A 16370-nucleotide genomic window follows, 5' to 3' on the forward strand; every position below is an offset into this window, starting at 1 on the left:
TTCGCCGCCAAAAAGCTCAACACAATCCCTTGTGGGAGCGAGCTTGCTCGCGATGACGGTGTGTCTGTGACATTCAAGCTGTCAGACACGACGCTATCGCGAGCAAGCTCGCTCCCACAAGAAACATTTACTTTCATATCCTTCATCGGGATTTGCTTCGGTCATCCGTCTTATAGAGATGCGGGCCGGTCGCACAGGCAAAAGCCACCACCGGCCCTTCAGGGACTCCCGCGCTGCGAAGCCCGTAGTGCTGCGTCCTGTCACCGAATCAAGACCCGTCATCATGTCGAAGAAATCCCGCTCGAAACTGTGGTTCCTGGTACACAGCTGGCTGGCGTTGCCGATCTGGTTTTTTGTCCTGATCGTCTGCGTCACCGGCACCCTGGCGGTGGTCAGCCAGGAGATCGTCTGGCTGGCCAACCCGCAAATGCGCGCCAGCGCACCGTCGGACGATGCTCAGCGCCTGAGTTATGACCAGATCCTCGCCGAGATCAAAAAGGCCGAACCCCGGACTCAGGTGCAAAGTATCAATCGTCCGGACGAATCGCACTTTGCCCTCGACGTCGATGTCAGCTACCCGGACGGGCGCTCGCTGACGGTCTACGTCAACCCGTACACCGGGGTGATCCAGGGCACCGCGCCGAATTTCAACTTCAAGGCCTTCACCCGCGCGCTGCACGGCTGGTGGCTGGTGCCGTTCACCAACGGTTTCAGCTGGGGCTGGTACCTGGTGTCGTTTCTCGGCCTGCCAATGCTGGCTTCGCTGGTGACCGGGCTGGTGGTGTACAAACGCTTCTGGAAAGGTTTTTTCCGTCCGACCCTGCGTTTCAACCATGGCGCACGGATTTTCTGGGGCGACTTCCATCGCTTGAGCGGCATCTGGTCGATCTGGTTCATCGCGGTGATTTCCATCACCGGTACGTGGTTCCTGATCCAGGCGCTGCTGTCGGATAACCAGATCTCCATTTCCAGCGAACCGATCATTCCGGCCATGTCCCGGGAAGCCGTTCCGATGTCCTCCGATGGCGCACCGCCGCCGCGCATCAGCCTGGACCGCGCCATCGAAATCGCCCGGTCGAAAATCCCCGGCCTGGAAGCCAGCTTCATCAGCCTGCCGGGCAATGCCTATGCACACCTGGATATCGGCGGTCGCGGCTGGTATCCGCTGATGTACCAGACCGCGACGCTCAATCCGTACAGCGGAGAGGTGGCGGCTTCGCGGCTGTTGTCCGACCGCACGTCGCTGGAGTTCGTCACCGAGTCCATGCGCCCGCTGCACACCGGGGATTTCGGCGGCCTGTGGATCAAGCTGATCTGGTTCTTCTTCGGCCTGCTGCTGAGCATGATGGTCCTCAGCGGCTTGCTGATCTGGACCAAACGCACCGCGCTGGCCACCGCCAACGCCCTCAAGCGCGAGCACAAGAAACAACGCGTCAAGGCGCAACCGGCCCTGCGCGGTGAACCGTCGGAGGTCAGCCCGTGAGCAAGTCCACCACCGTGGCTCAGCCTTCCCGACTGAGCGTGATCTGGCACAAATGGCGTTTCCACATCAACGTGCTGTTGCTGCTGATCCCGCTGGGTTTCATGCCCAGATACTTCGCCGACGCCGCGCTGTTCCGTGGCGACAGCGGCCTGGGCGAGCGCGAGATCGGCGAAATCCAGGTAGGTCCCTGGAGCCTGCGTCTGGCCGAACTGCGTGACGAAGCACCCCGCTCCGACGGACCGGCGGGCTATCTGAAAGGCTTCAACGCTGCGCTTTGCGATGCCTGTATCGAACCGGTCAAGGCCACCTACCTGCGCATCGGCAAGCCCCGCAGTCTGAGAGCCGCCGGTTCGATCTTCTTCGGTACGCCCTATCGCATGGGCATCCAGTTGCCGGTGCCGGAGAAAACCAAAGCTGACGCCGAACTGTGGATCACCATGGAAGGCTGGGACGGCAGCCTGCATCAAGCCTCTATTCCGCTGAGCCAGGCCTCGCCCGCCACCGTTGCCTGGCTGAACAAACAAGGAGCCAAACCATGAGCCGCCCTACTCGCCTGAATATCGGCGCCGCATTGCTGGCGTTGTGTGCCGGTTTCAGCACCGCAGCCCTGGCCCACAACCCGATGTGCGAGTGCAAGGCCATCGATGCCGAACAGATCAAATGCACCGGCGGTTTTTCCGATGGCAGCGGCGCGCCGGGGGTGACCCTCGATGTGATCGGCTACGACGAAACCATTCTGGTGCCGGGCAAACTCGGCGCCGATTCGACCCTGACCTTCAAGAAACCCGGCGCCGAGTTCTACGTGTTGTTCGACGCCGGCCCCGGCCATGTGGTCGAAATCGACCAAGCGGATATCGAAGCCCCATGACCACACCGACCACCCAAATCGTGCGCCCCGCCGGCGCCGGCCATGAAACCCTCAATGTATTGCTGATCTGTCTGTTGATCCTTGCGGTCGCCGGCTCCGTGGTGGCGTGGCGCGGGGTCCCTCACGAGCCGGAGCCGGTGTCCAGCCATCAACTCGACGCCCGTCGCGACCTCGCCGCCAGCGAACAAGGCATCTACGCCGACCTTCGAGTGACCCTCGACGAAATTCACTTGTTGCGCGAAGAACAACAGTCTCTGCCGACTCCGCAGAACCTGGCCGACGAAGGTTTTGCACCCTTCGCCCAGGATGCCAGCTCAGTGAGCCGTGGCGGTCATGCCTGGCAATTGCTGGGCAACAGCGCTTACTTCGGCCACAGCCAGGCACCTGCTGTGGCCGGTTCGTTTCTCATGCGCCTGAACGAAGACGCGCCGGACATCTGGCTTAACCGCGCTGCCGACCTGCAAGCACCGACGGACCTGTCCGACGCGGCACTGACCGCTGCCGGATGGAAACAGATCGTCGCGCAATTCGATGCCGGGGTGACCCGCGAGCATCGTCATTGAACCTTCGCCTTCATTCGAGAGAAGACCGTCTGCCCATGCCCAGTTCATCTCAACGCCGTCCTTTTTTGCGCCTGCTGCTGATCGGCCTGTGCGCCTGCCTGCTTAGCCCGCTGGCCAGCGCCGACCCGGCCAAGCGCCTGCGCATCGGCATCACCCTGCACCCTTATTACAGCTATGTGGCGAACATCGTCGGCGACAAGGCCGATGTCGTGCCGCTGATTCCCGCCGGTTTCAATCCCCACGCCTATGAGCCCCGCGCCGAAGACATCAAGCGCATCAGCGGGCTGGACGTGATCGTGCTCAATGGCGTCGGCCATGACGACTTCGCCGACCGCATGATCGCCGCCAGCGAAACACCGGACATCAAGACCATCGAAGCCAACGAGAACGTGCCGCTGCTGGCCGCCACCGGGGTCGCCGCGCGCGGTGCCGGCAAAGTGGTGAACCCGCACACCTTCCTGTCGATCAGCGCCTCGATTGCCCAGGTCAATAACATCGCCCGGGAACTGGGCAAGCTCGACCCGGACAACGCCAGGACCTACACCCAAAATGCCCGCGCTTATGGCAAACGCCTGCGGCAGATGCGTGCCGACGCCCTGGCCAAACTGACCCAGGCGCCGAACGCCGAGTTACGGGTGGCGACCGTTCATGCCGCATATGACTATCTGCTGCGCGAGTTCGGTCTGGAGGTGACAGCGGTGGTCGAGCCGGCCCACGGCATCGAGCCAAGCCCGAGCCAGTTGAAGAAGACCATCGATCAACTGCGGGAACTGGACGTGAAGGTGATCTTCTCGGAAATGGATTTCCCGTCCACTTACGTTGAAACCATCCAGCGCGAATCCGGGGTGAAGCTGTACCCGCTGTCACACATTTCCTACGGCGAATACACCGCCGACAAGTACGAAAAGGAAATGACCGGCAACCTCGACACCGTGGTTCGGGCAATTCAGGAGTCCGGCGCATGACGGCTCAGGAAAACCTTTCAATCATCAGCAGTGGCCCGACACTGGAGTTTGCCGAGGTCAGCCTGACGCTGGGTCGCACCACGATTCTGGACAAGGTCAGCTTCCAGGTGCAGCCCGGCCACGTGCATGCGCTGGTCGGCCCCAACGGCGGCGGCAAGAGTTCGCTGATCAAGACCCTGCTCGGGCAGATGCCGCATCAGGGCCGGCTCAGCCTGCAATGGCCCGGCGAGCCTGGCACCATCGGCTACGTGCCGCAGGCGCTGGAATTCGACCGCGGTCTGCCGATGACCGTCGACGACTTCATGGCCGCCATGTGCCAGCGCCGCCCGGCGTTTCTCGGCCTGAGCAAGCGCTACGCCGGCGCCATTGGCGATGCGCTGGAACGGGTCGGCATGCAGGACAAGCGCAAACGCCGGATGGGCGCACTGTCCGGCGGTGAACGCCAGCGAGTGCTGCTCGCCCAAGGCTTGATTCCGACCCCGCAACTGTTGGTGCTGGACGAACCCATGTCGGCGTTGGACGAAGCCGGAATCCAGGTGTTCGAGCGATTGCTGGCCGACTGGCGCGCGGCGGGCATCACCGTGCTGTGGATCGAGCATGACCTGGAAGCGGTCGGGCGTCTGGCCAATCGTGTCACCGGCCTCAACCGTCGGGTGCTGTTCGACGCCACACCACAACAGGCCCTGACTCCGGAGCGTCTGCTGACGCTGTTCTCGACCCATCCACGGAGCGCTGCCTGATGAGTTACGAAGCCTTTCGTTTGATGGTGCAAGGCTGGGCCACCTCCGGTTATCTGCCGGAGGCACTGGCCTACGGATTCGTGGTCAACGCGCTGCTTGCCGGTCTGTTGATCGGCCCGGTGCTCGGTGGTCTCGGCACACTGGTGGTGGTCAAGCGTTTCGCGTTTTTCTCCGAAGCGGTCGGCCACGCGGCGCTGACCGGCGTGGCCATCGGCATCCTGCTCGGCGAGCCCTACACCGGGCCGTATGGCAGTCTGTTCGGCTACTGTCTGTTGTTCGGGATTCTGCTCAATTACCTGCGCAACCGCACCGGCCTGGCACCGGACACGCTGATCGGCGTGTTCCTCTCGGTGTCCCTGGCGCTGGGAGCCAGCCTGCTGCTGATTCTGGCAGGCAAGATCAACGTGCACATTCTGGAAAACGTGCTGTTCGGCTCGGTGCTGACGGTCAACGGCAATGATCTGGCGGTGCTGGCGATCGTCGGTTCACTGGTGATGGCCCTGGCGTTACCACTGTACAACCGCATCATGCTCGCCAGTTTCAATCCGCAACTCGCGGCCGTACGCGGCGTCGCCGTGAAAGCGCTGGACTACCTGTTCGTGGTTCTGGTGACGCTGATCACCGTTGCGGCAGTAAAAGTCATCGGCGCGATTCTGGTGGGCGCCCTGCTGGTAATTCCCGCAGCGGCGGCACGTTTGCTCAGCCAGTCGCTCAAGGGCTTTTTCTGGTGTTCGGTGCTGATCGCCACGGTCAGCACGCTGTGCGGGATTCTCCTGCCCATCGTGTACGACCTGCCGATTCCGTCCGGCGCCGCGATCATCCTCGTCGCCGGCATCGGCTTCGCCCTCGCCGCCATTGCCCGGGGCGTTGTCCCCAGTCTGAAAGGGAACCTTGGATAAATGTCATTTTCTTTGCGAAAGCTCGCCCTGGTCATCGCCCTCGGCGGCTCCGTTTCCAGCCCTCTGCTGGCCACCGAAAAACCTGTGCGGGTGCTGGCCTCGCTGCCGATCACCTACGGTTTGGGCGAAGTGCTGCTCAAGGGCACCGACATCAGCCTCGAACGCGCGGCGCCGGCGAACCTGCCGGGCAGCCGCCAATCGGCGTATTTCACCGGGCGCGGCGCCCCGGCGCTGGACAAACTGGCCACTGGCGCCGATGCCGTGATCGGCGTGCGCTCGCTATGGGCCGACGATCCGCTTTACCCCATCGCCCGACGCAGCAATATCCGCATCGTCGAGGTCGACGCCGCCCGGCCGGTTGACGGTGCCTTGCCGGGCATCGCCGTGCAACCGGGGTTGAAGGTTGATGGCCTGAACAGTCAGCCGTGGCTGGCCAGCAACAACATGGGTCGCATGGCAGACGTGATGGCGGCCGATCTGGTACGTCTCGCGCCGAATGACAAACCGAAGATCGAAGCCAATCTGGCGGCGCTCAAACAGCGCCTGCTGAAACTCACTGCCGACACCGAAGCGCGTCTGGCCAGTGCCGATAACCTGAGCGTGATGAGCCTGAGCGATCACTTCGGCTATCTGATCGGCAGCCTCAATCTGGAGTTGATCGGACAGGATCCGCGGCCGGATGCCGAATGGACGCCGCAAGACCTGAAACAGTTGACCGCCACGCTCAAGGAAAACGATGTGGCGCTGGTGCTGCACCATCGGCAACCGTCGGATGCGGTGAAAGCAGCCATTGCCGAATCAGGCAGTCATCTGCTGGTGCTCAGCACCGATGCGGCGGATCCGGTGGCGGAGCTGGAAGGGAATGTGGATGCGCTGCTCAAAGGTCTGAGCGGCGCGTAACGCCCCCCTCGGACATGAAAAAAACCCGCTGACTGTTTCCAGTTCAGCGGGTTTCTTTTTGATCGGCAGTCTTACTGCGCCGCCGCTTGCGCTTCCATCTTCTGGCGCAGGCTCAGCGGACGCATGTCGGTCCAGACTTCCTCAATGTAGGCCAGGCACTCCTTTTTCATGCCGCTTTTGCCCACGGTGCGCCAGCCTTCCGGAATGGCCTTGTAGTCCGGCCAGATCGAGTACTGCTCTTCGTGGTTGACCACGACCTGAAAGAGGATGTCCTCGCGGTCGAATACTGACGTCATGCTGTGTCTCCATCGTTGTAGGGTGGGCTGCACGGCGGGTGCAGCCGGGTCTGTAGAAGGAACGTTCGGCGCGGCGAAAAATTTACAGGGCAGCGATCGCAGCGCTCAATGCACGGCCGAAAATCTCGGCAACGCGGTCGACTTCAGCGGCGGTGATGACCAGCGGTGGCAGGAAGCGCACCACCGCGCCATGACGTCCGCCCAACTCCAGGATCAGGCCTCGCTTGAGGCACTCGCGCTGCACCAGCGGCGCCAGTCGGGCGAAGGCTGGCGGATGACCAAGGGCATCCGGCGTGCCGTCCGGATCGACCAGCTCGACGCCGAGCATCAGGCCACGGCCGCGAATGTCGCCCAGTTGCGGGAAGTCACGCTGCAGGATGTGCAGGTGCTCGCTCAGGCGTTCGCCCATGGCAGCGGCGTGCTCGCAGACCTTGTGCTCGACCAGGTAACGCATCACAGCGGAACCGGCGGCCATCGCCATCTGGTTGCCACGGAAGGTGCCGGCATGGGCGCCCGGCTGCCAGGTGTCGAGCCAGTCACGATAGACCACCACCGCCAGCGGCAGGCTGCCGCCGATGGCTTTGGACAGCACCACCACATCCGGGGCGATGCCGGCGTGCTCAAAAGCGAACATCTTGCCGGTGCGGGCGAAACCGCTCTGGATCTCGTCGACGATCAATGCGACACCGGCCTTCTCGGTGATGCGACGCAGACCGCGCAGCCACTCGATGTCCGCCGGGATCACCCCGCCCTCACCCTGCACCGCCTCGACGATCACTGCTGCCGGCAATTGCACACCGGCCTCCGGGTCGTTGAGCAGGTTTTCCAGGTAACTCAGGTTGGCCTTCACGCCCGCCACCCCACCAAGACCGAACGGGCAACGGTAAGCATAGGGGAATGGCATGAACTGCACGCCGTTACTGAGCAGTGCGCCCAAGGGTTTCTTCGGCCCCAGGCTGCCCATCAGGCTCAACGCGCCCTGGCTCATGCCGTGGTAACCGCCGGAGAACGCCAGCACGGTGCTGCGGCCGGTGGCGGTACGCACCAGTTTCAGCGCAGCTTCCACCGCGTCGGTGCCGGTCGGGCCGCAGAACTGGATTTTCGCCTGGGAAGCCAGCTCCGGCGGCAACAGACTGAACAGGTCCTGAACGAACTGATCCTTCACCGGCGTGGTCAGGTCGAGGGTGTGCAGTGGCAGTTCGTCGGTCAGCACTTGCTGGATGGCCTCGATCACCACCGGATGGTTATGCCCCAACGCCAGGGTACCGGCACCGGCCAGGCAATCGATGAACGTGCGGCCTTCAACGTCTTCGACGTACAGGCCCTTGGCACGCTTGAGCGCCAGCGGAATGCGTCGTGGATAGCTGCGGGCGTTGGATTCCTGCCGGCTCTGGCGGGCCAGCAGCGGCGTTTCGTTGAACTCGTACAGCGTTTGCGCCGGCGCGGAGGCGATCCGGGCCGACGACTCTTTGATAAGGCTGGTGGCGACTGACATCTCTCGACCCCTCAATTCGCTATGGATAATGACCAAAACTGCACACCACACAGGTGCGCGTTCCGGTCCCGGGGCGCACATGCAGGTTTCCTGTTCTGGAAACGCACCAGCGGGTCGAGGATTTACACCCTTGATCGAGTTCTCAAGCCGATAACCGCAGCGGTTTGTGCATCGGCAGGCTGCGCATGCCGTGGCGAATGAGCGGTGGTGCCGACTCGCGATAGCCCAGATGCCGATAAAAGGCCTCACCGGTGCGGGTGCTCCTGAGCATCGAGCAGTCTCGGCCCCGGGTCCGCAGCCAGCCTTCGAGATCCGCCATCAATGCACGGCCGGCGCCGCGGCGAAACCACTCCGGCTGTACATGGCACAACATGACATCGCCATCGAGCGTGGCCATTCCGACGCCGACCGGTTTGTCCTGCAACAGTGCAATGTTCAGATAATGCTGCGGATCGGCGAGCCATGCGCTGATGCGGTCCGGCGATTGCCGACGGATCCAGCTGTCAACGAGGTGTGGATCGTTACGGTGATCGAGCGCACAACCGACGCGGATCGAACGCTCGACGATGCGGCTGATGATGCCGGTATCGGCCGCAGTGGCCGGACAAATGTAGATGGATGCATCCATGGCGCAGCTCCCTCAATCCATTGAGTCAAAGGCTGGGGCGACAATAGCGGCGCGACCGGCGAATGACCAATGGAGAGAGGTTACATTTGATGTGCCGGGCTCAGGCCGGTTGCAGCGGCATGGTCAGCTCGACCCGCAAGCCATCCGGACGGCTGTCGAAGTGCAGCGTGCAGGCGCAGCGCTGGACAATCGCCTGGACAATCGCCAGCCCCAGCCCGCAACCGGTGCTCTGGCCATTGCGCCAGAAGCGTTGGGTCAGGTGTTGCAGATCGTCCGGTGCAATGCCCGGCCCGTGATCGCGCACGACGAAACGCACACGGTTGCCGAGGGTTTCCAGGCTCAGTTCCACGGCGCCTTCCGACGGGGTATGACGCAGCGCGTTATCCAGCAGGTTGCGCAATGCGGCGATGGACAACACCGAGGGCATTTGCAGTGGCGCGCTGGACAGGCGCTCGGGCAGATGCAGCTTGATTCGCTGCCGCTCGCCGCTGGCAGAGTCCTGAATCGCCAGTCTTGCCACTTGCTCGGCACTGCACTGCACGCCGTCATCGAACGACAGACTGCCCTCGACCCGGGCCAGCAACAGCAATTGCTCCAGAGTCCGATGCAGGCGGTCGGCCCCCTCCTCGGCCCGGGCCAGAGACTGATCGCGGGCACTGCCGTCGGTCATCCGCGCCACTTGCAGGTGAGTCTTGATCGCCGTCAACGGGCTGCGCAGTTCATGAGCCGCATCCCCGGTCAGGCGCCGCTCGCGCTCGATGGTCTTGCCGATGCGCTGGAACAGCTGGTTCTGGGTCTCGAGCAGCGGTTTCAGCTCACTGGGAAAAGACTGCAACTGCAATGGCTCAAGCGAGTCGGCATTACGCCTCATCAGCGCCTCGCGCAGGCGATTGAGCGGTGCCAGCCCCTGACCGATCCCCAGCCACAGCAGGCACAGGCAGCCGAGCAGCGCCACACCTACCGGCACCGATGCCGCCAGCAGGATCGACATGTTCAAGGCTTCACGCTCGATCACCCGGTCGGCAGTGGTGATGCGCACATCCCCCCTGGCCAGAGTGAAGGTGCGCCACGGTGCGCCGTCGATCATCTGGTCGTGGAAGCCCATTTTCTGTGCCTCCAGTGCCTGTTCCGGGTTGTTGTGACTTCGGGCGAGGATCTCGCCGCGCAACGAACTGACCTGACAGGCCATGCCGCCGGGAATGTTCAGTTGTTCTGCACTGAAATGCGTTCCGTCACCCTTGCTCGGGATGGCCGGCAATTGCTCCAGCAGCCCGGCGACCATCCGCGCCGATGCCACCAGTCGCTGATCGAGGGAAAACATCATCTGGTTGCGCAGGTCGCTGAGCATCCAGGCGGCCGCCAGGGCCCAGATCAGCGCGAACGCAGCGCCGAGGGTCAGGCTCAGGCGCAGGCGCAGACTTATCACTTGTCAGGTTCTCCACCATCCGCCGGGCCCAGGCGATAGCCCAGACCACGCACGGTTTCGACGATGCCTTTCCCGAGCTTGCTGCGCAGGTGATGGATGTGCACGTTGAGGGCGTTGCTTTCCAGCTCATCGCTGAAGCCGTAGACGCTGTCCTTCAATTGCTCGGTGGACAGCACTCGGCCACGGTTGTGCAGCAAGGCTTGCAGCAGGGACTGCTCGCGGCGGGACAGGTCAATCGAACGGCCCGCGAGGGTCGTTTCGCGGCTGCTCGGGTCGTAGGTCAGCGCACCATGCTCGATCAGGTTGACGCTACGCCCGGCCACCCGACGCAACAAGGTTTGCAGACGGGCGAACAGTTCACGCAGGTCGAACGGCTTGAGCAGGTAATCGTCGGCGCCGGACTGCAGGCCGTCGACCCGGTCCGTGACCGAATCCCGCGCTGTCAGGATCAGCACCGGAATTTCCAGGCCCTGCTGACGCAATTGCTGCAACAGTTTGAGGCCGTCTTCGTCCGGCAGACCGAGGTCGAGCACCATTACATCGAACTCGGCGACCTTGAGGATCGCCCGCGCCCTGGAGGCGGTATTGACGTGCTCGACCGTCAGGCCCTGGGCCGTCAGCCCGGCGACGATGCCGCTGGCAATCAACTCATCGTCTTCGCATACCAGTACGTGCATGGGAGCTCCGTGAGAAAAAAAGCGATTCAAGCAACAGAGGATTAAGCGGCAATTATGGACACTGCCCGTGCCGAGGAAAAGCACGATCCCGGATCAAACGCTCACACACAATATCCTTTCAATATTGACCACCGCATCGACAACTGTAAAACCGGCAAAACAAGTTGAAACTTCCCCACCGATACAAATGGCAAACAACAAGATAATGCGCAGATGTTAATTATCGCTATAACCTTCCGGCGCAACACAAACAAAAGCAACCCGCTTTATTAACAATCACTACTTATTAAAAAGGAACATTCAATGTCCAAACTTAAAAACTTCGTCGCTATCGACTGGCGCTCCGGACCGGACCGTATTTACTTCTTTCTCAAAGATAACGACACCTATTCCCGCTATGACAATGGCGATGAAAAAATATCTGATGATTATCCCCTGCCGATCAAGGGCAACTGGAAGGAATTCGACGCCCACGCCAGGCACCTGCGCTTCGGGTTCACCCAGACACGGGCGAGCGACAAGGATATCGCCTGGCTGTTCTTCTACAATGGCGATCGTCCATGGGTGTGTGCCTATGACCAGGACAAGGATAACGTCGACGCGTTTTACAATCTTTCCAACTCGCTCTGGGCGCCGATCCTGCCTTACTTTGAAAGAATCATCGCCGGTACCTGGCTGGAAGCGATCGGACACAAGTCCCTGTTCCGCTTCCTGTTGAATGATGGAACTTATCTGACATTCGACACTATCAAGCAACAAATAAGGCACGACCCCACAGCGGTATTATCCGGACTTGCACCTTACAAACATCGCCTTGTGACTGCCGCTCAAGTTGATCCAACTTTCAGCGACAACCGCTGGTACATCTTTCTGACCGATGACCAGTTCGTGACTTACAACATGCAAAAAGGCCGGGTCGAGGGGGGCGTGCATAATGTCAGTGGCAGATTCGCCGGGTTGACCCGGGGCCTCTGACTCCCCAAATCGGTCGCAATGCTGTAGCGTCGCGCAGTTCGACGCATGGAGACGCCCGGTTAATCATCGGTTAATCGCTGCCGCCCATTGTGTTCATCACTTGCACAGGGACAAGGCTCCACCATGCGTCATATTTTTCTACTGTTTGCACTGTTGATTTCGGGTCTGGCCCAGGCAGGGAACGATCCTTTTGCGACAAAACCGGAGTTCCTCCCGGTCGACAAGGCCTTCGTGCTGACGTCGGAACGACTGGACTCCGGTGAAACCCAACTGTTCTGGCAGATCACAGACGGCTACTACCTGTATCAGAAACGCCTGAAATTCGATGGACTGGCGGCGCAAAACGTTCCGGCGCTGCCTGAAGGCGAATCCCACAGCGACGAATACTTCGGCGAGCAACCGGTTTATCGCCAGGGCCTCGAGCTGAAAATCCCGGCGGCGGCCAAAGGCCAGATCAAAGTCAGTTATCAAGGCTGCGCCGACGCGGGCCTGTGCTATCCACCACAGACCCGCGTGATCGATCTCGGTGGCCAGGCGGCCGCTGCGACGACGGAGCAAGCGCAGGATCAAGCGCTGGCCAGCGGCCTGCAGCAGCACTCGCTGGGCTGGAGTCTGCTGGTGTTCTTCGGTCTCGGTCTGCTGCTGGCCTTTGCCCCCTGCTCGTTGCCGATGCTGCCGATTCTGGCCGGCATGGTGGTTGGCAGTGGTGCTACGCCACGTCGTGGTTTCGCACTGGCCAGCAGTTATGTGATTTGCATGGCGCTGGTGTATGCGGCGATGGGTGTCATCGCGGCCCTGCTGGGAGCGAACCTTCAGGCCTGGTTGCAGAATCCGTGGCTGCTCGGGACGTTCGCGGCGATATTCGTGATTCTGGCACTGCCGATGTTCGGCTTCTTTGAACTGCAACTGCCGGTCGCCGTCCGTGATCGACTGGAGCACGCCTCACGCAGCCGCAGCGGCGGCAGTCTGGTCGGCGCGGGTGTACTGGGCGCGTTGTCCGGCCTGCTGGTCGGGCCGTGCATGACCGCACCGCTGGCCGGTGCCTTGCTCTACATCGCACAAAGCGGCAATGCGTTGCACGGTGGCCTGATTCTGTTTGCCCTCGGCATCGGCATCGGCGTCCCGCTGCTGGTACTGGTGACCGTCGGCAATCGCTTCCTGCCAAAACCCGGCGCGTGGATGAACCTGCTCAAAGGCGTGTTCGGTTTCCTGTTCCTCGCCACCGCAGTGCTGATGCTGCGCCCGGTGCTGGACCCGTCGCTGTGGCTCGCACTGTGCGGCGCGCTGCTGCTGATCGCGGCCTACAGCGCGTGGAAACAGTCCGAAGGCTTTGGCCGGGTCGCCCAGTTGTTCGGTGCCGGCTCGCTGTTGCTGGGGCTATGGGGCAGTTTGCTGATGGTGGGTGCCGCGGGCGGCAGCGATGATCCGTTTCAACCGTTACAGGTTTACAGCGCCGGACGCACCGGCACGGCTGCACCGAACGGTCATGAAGCGTTCATCACGATCAAGGATCCAGCGGCCCTGCAACGTGAACTCGACACCGCCAAGGCTCAGGGCCAATGGGTGCTGCTCGATTACTACGCCGACTGGTGCACGTCGTGCAAAGTCATGGAAAAAAAGGTGTTTGGTCAGGCGCGGGTGATGCAGGCCTTGAATGATGTGCACTTGCTGCGCCTGGACGTCACCGCCGACAACGCCGCCAGCCGTGAACTGCTCGCTCGCTACAAAGTGCCGGGGCCACCGAGTTTTGTATGGATCGGTACCGACGGTGAAGAACGCCGCAGCCAGCGCATCACCGGCGAGGTCGATGCCGATACGTTCCTGCAACACTGGACTACCACCCGAGACGCCCGTTAATGCTGACCTTCACCCTCGGCACCTTTGCCATTGCGCTTAATCACCTGCTGCTGATCAGCGCCCTGGCGCTGGCCACATTCGTCGGCTGGCGGGTGGCCAAGCGTGGTGGCGATAACCCCGAGTCAGCCCTGTTCAGCCTGTTCCTGCTGGGCATGCTCGCGGCGCGCATCGCCTTCGTCGCCCTGTACTGGGGGCACTATCGCAACGATCCGTGGCAGATCATCGATCTGCGCGACGGCGGCTTTCTCGCCTGGCCGGGGGTGATCGTGCTGTTGCTGGCCGCGCTGTATCGTGGCTGGCGCCGACCGGGCCTGCGCCGTCCGCTTGGGTTTGGCGTGGCCAGCGGCGTGGCCTTCTGGTTGCTGGCTACCCTGTCACTGAGCATTTACGAGCAAGGCACACGCCTGCCGGACATCACGTTGCGCAACGCCGCCGGGGAAACCGTAAAGCTTGCCGACTATCAGGGCGGGCCGCTGGTGATCAATCTGTGGGCCACTTGGTGCCCGCCCTGCCGCCGGGAAATGCCGGTGCTGGAAAACGCCCAGCAGCAACGCCCGGACCTGACGTTCCTGTTCGTCAATCAGGCCGAGAGCATGCAAAGCGTCGCCACTTTTCTCGAAACCCAGGGCCTGAGCCTGAACAACGTGCTGTTCGACCGCAGCGGTCATCTGGGTCAGGCCGTGGGTTCCATGGCATTGCCGACTACGCTGTTCTATAGCCCGGACGGTCAATTGCTGGCCAGCCATCTGGGCGAGTTGTCGAACGCCAGTCTGGCCCGGGCCCTGGAAAACTTCGACACCCCGAATCCGACTACGAACGCCGTACCGGCCACCTCTGCAAGGAAACTGCCATGCCCCGCCTCCGCCACCTGCTGACGCTGTCTCTGGGCGCCGCCCTGTTGCACTTGCCGTCGGTGCAGGCCGCTGAAGAACTGCCTGACGCGATCAAGAAGATCGAAGCCAAGGGCGCAAAAATCGTCGGCCAGTTCGACGCGCCCGACGGCCTGCGCGGTTACGCTGCGCAATACCAGAACCGCGGTATGGCCCTGTACCTGACGCCGGACGGCAAGCATGTGCTGTTGGGCAACCTGTACGACGCCGACGGCAATGACCTGAGCAGCGCGCCCTTGCAAAAACTGGTGTACGCGCCGATGGCCAAGGAAGTCTGGGCCAGGTTCGAAGCGAGCAACTGGATTCAGGACGGCCAAAAGGACGCACCGCGCACGGTGTACCTGTTCAGCGACCCGAACTGCCAGTACTGCAACATGTTCTGGGAGCAGGCCCGCCCCTGGGTCAAGGCCGGCAAGGTGCAGTTGCGGCACATCATGGTCGGCATCATCCGCGAAGACAGCCCGGGCAAATCCGCTGCACTGCTGGCGGCCAAGGACCCGGCCAAGGCCCTGGACGATCACGAGAAGGCCGGCAAGACCAGCACGCTCAAGGCCCTGAAGGATATTCCGGCCACCGTGCAGACCAAACTTGCAGCGAACATGCAGTTGATGGAAGACCTGGAACTGCAGGCCACCCCGGCGATCTTCTACATGGATGACAAGGGTGAACTGCAACAACAGCAAGGCGCACCGACGCCGGACAAGCTGGTGAAGATTCTGGGGCCGAAATAAACAACGCCCACGCAATGCGTGGGCGTTTTCGTTACTTCAAGTCAGCCAGAAATTTCAGCAGCGTGTCGGTCACGAACGGCGGATTCTCCAGATTGGAGATATGCCCCGCCTCCGGCACCAGCACACACGGGCAACCGATCAGCCCGGCCATTTCCTGTGCTTCCGACGGTGGACGGGGTTTGTCCTGATCACCGCAAACCACCAGAGTCCTCGACGCATTCAGTTCCCCCAGACGCGGCAGCAGATCATCGCGGCCAAAGGTGATGCGCCCCATCGGCACGATGCTTTGACGCAGACGTTCAGCAGAGTAAGCCGCGAGTTTCGTGCGAAAGTCCTGATACAGCGCCGAATCCCGGTCGATACCCGGACGGAAGAAGATCGGCACCACGATGTCCAGCAATTGCTCGGAGATTGCGCCGCTTTCCTCGATCTGTTTGAACAGCGAGAAATAATACTGACGAGTCGGCTCCGGCTCGACGCCAACGTAGGTGTCCATCAGCACCAGACCGTTGAGCCGCTGCGGCGCCGACAGTGCCAGGCGCACGCCCCACATACCGCCGACCGACAGGCCGACCAGCGTCACCCGGTCGATGTCCAGATGATCGAGCAAGGCCAGCGCCTGCCGGGCGATGTCGTCCAGTGATGTGGTGTGTTCAGGCAAGCGCCCGGATTCACCGTGGCCCCACAGGTCCAGCGCAATCACCCGATAGTGCGGTGACAACGCGGCGATCTGCGGCGTCCACATGGCCTGGTCCCACAGGTAGCTGCCTGCCAGCAACACCGCCGGCCCCGTGCCTTGATCAATGTAGTGAAGCGCCTGTCCGTCAACCGTGAAAAAAGGCATCGATTACCTCCGAGGCAAAGAAACTGGAGCCCGCAGACTGAGCGGGTCGGCCCTGGCAGTCAATGATATGAAAGGATTACAGCGCCCGACCTGCGACAACAGCTACAGAGACAGACATGTTTTCCGTAGCCGT

18 protein-coding genes are annotated in these 16370 nt (G+C 62.0%); 12 read left to right on the forward strand and 6 right to left on the reverse strand.

Features of this window, described 5'->3' with window-relative positions:
• Positions 1–283 precede the first annotated feature (283 nt).
• Genes NWV16_RS19445 through NWV16_RS19480 form a run of 8 tightly spaced genes read left to right on the forward strand, consistent with a single transcriptional unit; the run spans position 284 to position 6418 of the window.
• Positions 284–1483, forward strand: a complete 1200-nt coding sequence (locus NWV16_RS19445) for a PepSY-associated TM helix domain-containing protein (RefSeq protein ID WP_260520383.1) — start codon at positions 284–286, stop codon at positions 1481–1483.
• Complete coding sequence (locus NWV16_RS19450; protein WP_260520384.1) at positions 1480–2022, forward strand: thiamine pyrophosphate-binding protein; 543 nt, start codon at positions 1480–1482, stop codon at positions 2020–2022. The genes NWV16_RS19445 and NWV16_RS19450 overlap by 4 nt, the downstream gene beginning before the upstream one ends.
• Positions 2019–2351 (forward strand): hypothetical protein, encoded by a 333-nt coding sequence (locus tag NWV16_RS19455; protein WP_260520385.1) that lies wholly within the window; start codon positions 2019–2021, stop codon positions 2349–2351. The genes NWV16_RS19450 and NWV16_RS19455 overlap by 4 nt, the downstream gene beginning before the upstream one ends.
• The gene (locus NWV16_RS19460) at positions 2348–2914 is read left to right on the forward strand and encodes a DUF6162 family protein (protein ID WP_260520386.1); all 567 of its coding nucleotides are present in this window, start codon (positions 2348–2350) and stop codon (positions 2912–2914) included. The genes NWV16_RS19455 and NWV16_RS19460 overlap by 4 nt, the downstream gene beginning before the upstream one ends.
• A gap of 35 nt (positions 2915–2949) precedes the next feature.
• Complete coding sequence (locus tag NWV16_RS19465; RefSeq protein WP_065257035.1) at positions 2950–3879, forward strand: metal ABC transporter substrate-binding protein; 930 nt, start codon at positions 2950–2952, stop codon at positions 3877–3879.
• Positions 3876–4619, forward strand: coding sequence for a metal ABC transporter ATP-binding protein (locus NWV16_RS19470; RefSeq protein ID WP_260520387.1), 744 nt, complete (start codon positions 3876–3878; stop codon positions 4617–4619). Before NWV16_RS19465 ends, NWV16_RS19470 begins: the two co-directional genes overlap by 4 nt.
• Entirely contained in the window at positions 4619–5518 is a 900-nt protein-coding gene (locus tag NWV16_RS19475) for a metal ABC transporter permease (protein WP_260520388.1), read from the forward strand. The genes NWV16_RS19470 and NWV16_RS19475 overlap by 1 nt, the downstream gene beginning before the upstream one ends.
• The gene (locus NWV16_RS19480; RefSeq protein ID WP_260520389.1) at positions 5519–6418 is read left to right on the forward strand and encodes a metal ABC transporter substrate-binding protein; all 900 of its coding nucleotides are present in this window, start codon (positions 5519–5521) and stop codon (positions 6416–6418) included. It abuts the gene before it with no gap.
• Between the two features lie 71 nt (positions 6419–6489).
• Here NWV16_RS19480 and NWV16_RS19485 read toward each other — a convergent pair whose 3' ends face one another.
• From NWV16_RS19485 to NWV16_RS19505, 5 genes are all read right to left on the reverse strand, one after another.
• Positions 6490–6714 carry an MbtH family protein gene (locus NWV16_RS19485; RefSeq protein ID WP_065257038.1) on the reverse strand — a complete coding sequence of 75 codons (225 nt, stop codon included), beginning with the start codon at positions 6712–6714 and terminating at the stop codon, positions 6490–6492.
• A gap of 82 nt (positions 6715–6796) precedes the next feature.
• Positions 6797–8209 carry an aspartate aminotransferase family protein gene (locus NWV16_RS19490; RefSeq protein WP_260520390.1) on the reverse strand — a complete coding sequence of 471 codons (1413 nt, stop codon included), beginning with the start codon at positions 8207–8209 and terminating at the stop codon, positions 6797–6799.
• Positions 8210–8351: 142 nt separating this feature from the next.
• Positions 8352–8837 (reverse strand): GNAT family N-acetyltransferase, encoded by a 486-nt coding sequence (locus NWV16_RS19495; RefSeq protein WP_065257040.1) that lies wholly within the window; start codon positions 8835–8837, stop codon positions 8352–8354.
• Between the two features lie 100 nt (positions 8838–8937).
• Positions 8938–10263 carry an ATP-binding protein gene (locus tag NWV16_RS19500; RefSeq protein ID WP_260520391.1) on the reverse strand — a complete coding sequence of 442 codons (1326 nt, stop codon included), beginning with the start codon at positions 10261–10263 and terminating at the stop codon, positions 8938–8940.
• Positions 10260–10940: a response regulator gene (locus tag NWV16_RS19505; RefSeq protein ID WP_260520392.1), complete on the reverse strand. Its 681-nt coding sequence runs from the start codon at positions 10938–10940 to the stop codon at positions 10260–10262. Before NWV16_RS19505 ends, NWV16_RS19500 begins: the two co-directional genes overlap by 4 nt.
• 303 nt (positions 10941–11243) lie before the next feature.
• Here NWV16_RS19505 and NWV16_RS19510 point away from each other — a divergent pair, with 303 nt between their 5' ends.
• The 4 genes from NWV16_RS19510 to dsbG all read left to right on the forward strand — a co-directional run bounded on the left by NWV16_RS19510 (position 11244) and on the right by dsbG (position 15393).
• Positions 11244–11915 (forward strand): hypothetical protein, encoded by a 672-nt coding sequence (locus tag NWV16_RS19510; protein WP_260520393.1) that lies wholly within the window; start codon positions 11244–11246, stop codon positions 11913–11915.
• Between the two features lie 123 nt (positions 11916–12038).
• Positions 12039–13772: a protein-disulfide reductase DsbD gene (gene dsbD / locus NWV16_RS19515; RefSeq protein WP_260520394.1), complete on the forward strand. Its 1734-nt coding sequence runs from the start codon at positions 12039–12041 to the stop codon at positions 13770–13772.
• Positions 13772–14647: a TlpA disulfide reductase family protein gene (locus tag NWV16_RS19520; RefSeq protein WP_260520395.1), complete on the forward strand. Its 876-nt coding sequence runs from the start codon at positions 13772–13774 to the stop codon at positions 14645–14647. Before dsbD ends, NWV16_RS19520 begins: the two co-directional genes overlap by 1 nt.
• Entirely contained in the window at positions 14623–15393 is a 771-nt protein-coding gene (dsbG, locus tag NWV16_RS19525) for a thiol:disulfide interchange protein DsbG (RefSeq protein WP_065257046.1), read from the forward strand. The genes NWV16_RS19520 and dsbG overlap by 25 nt, the downstream gene beginning before the upstream one ends.
• A 31-nt stretch (positions 15394–15424) precedes the next feature.
• Here dsbG and NWV16_RS19530 read toward each other — a convergent pair whose 3' ends face one another.
• Positions 15425–16237, reverse strand: a complete 813-nt coding sequence (locus NWV16_RS19530) for an alpha/beta fold hydrolase (RefSeq protein ID WP_260520396.1) — start codon at positions 16235–16237, stop codon at positions 15425–15427.
• Positions 16238–16370: the final 133 nt, after the last annotated feature.

Source organism: Pseudomonas sp. BW7P1 (genome assembly GCF_024981055.1).
Classification (GTDB): domain Bacteria; phylum Pseudomonadota; class Gammaproteobacteria; order Pseudomonadales; family Pseudomonadaceae; genus Aquipseudomonas; species Aquipseudomonas bananamidigenes.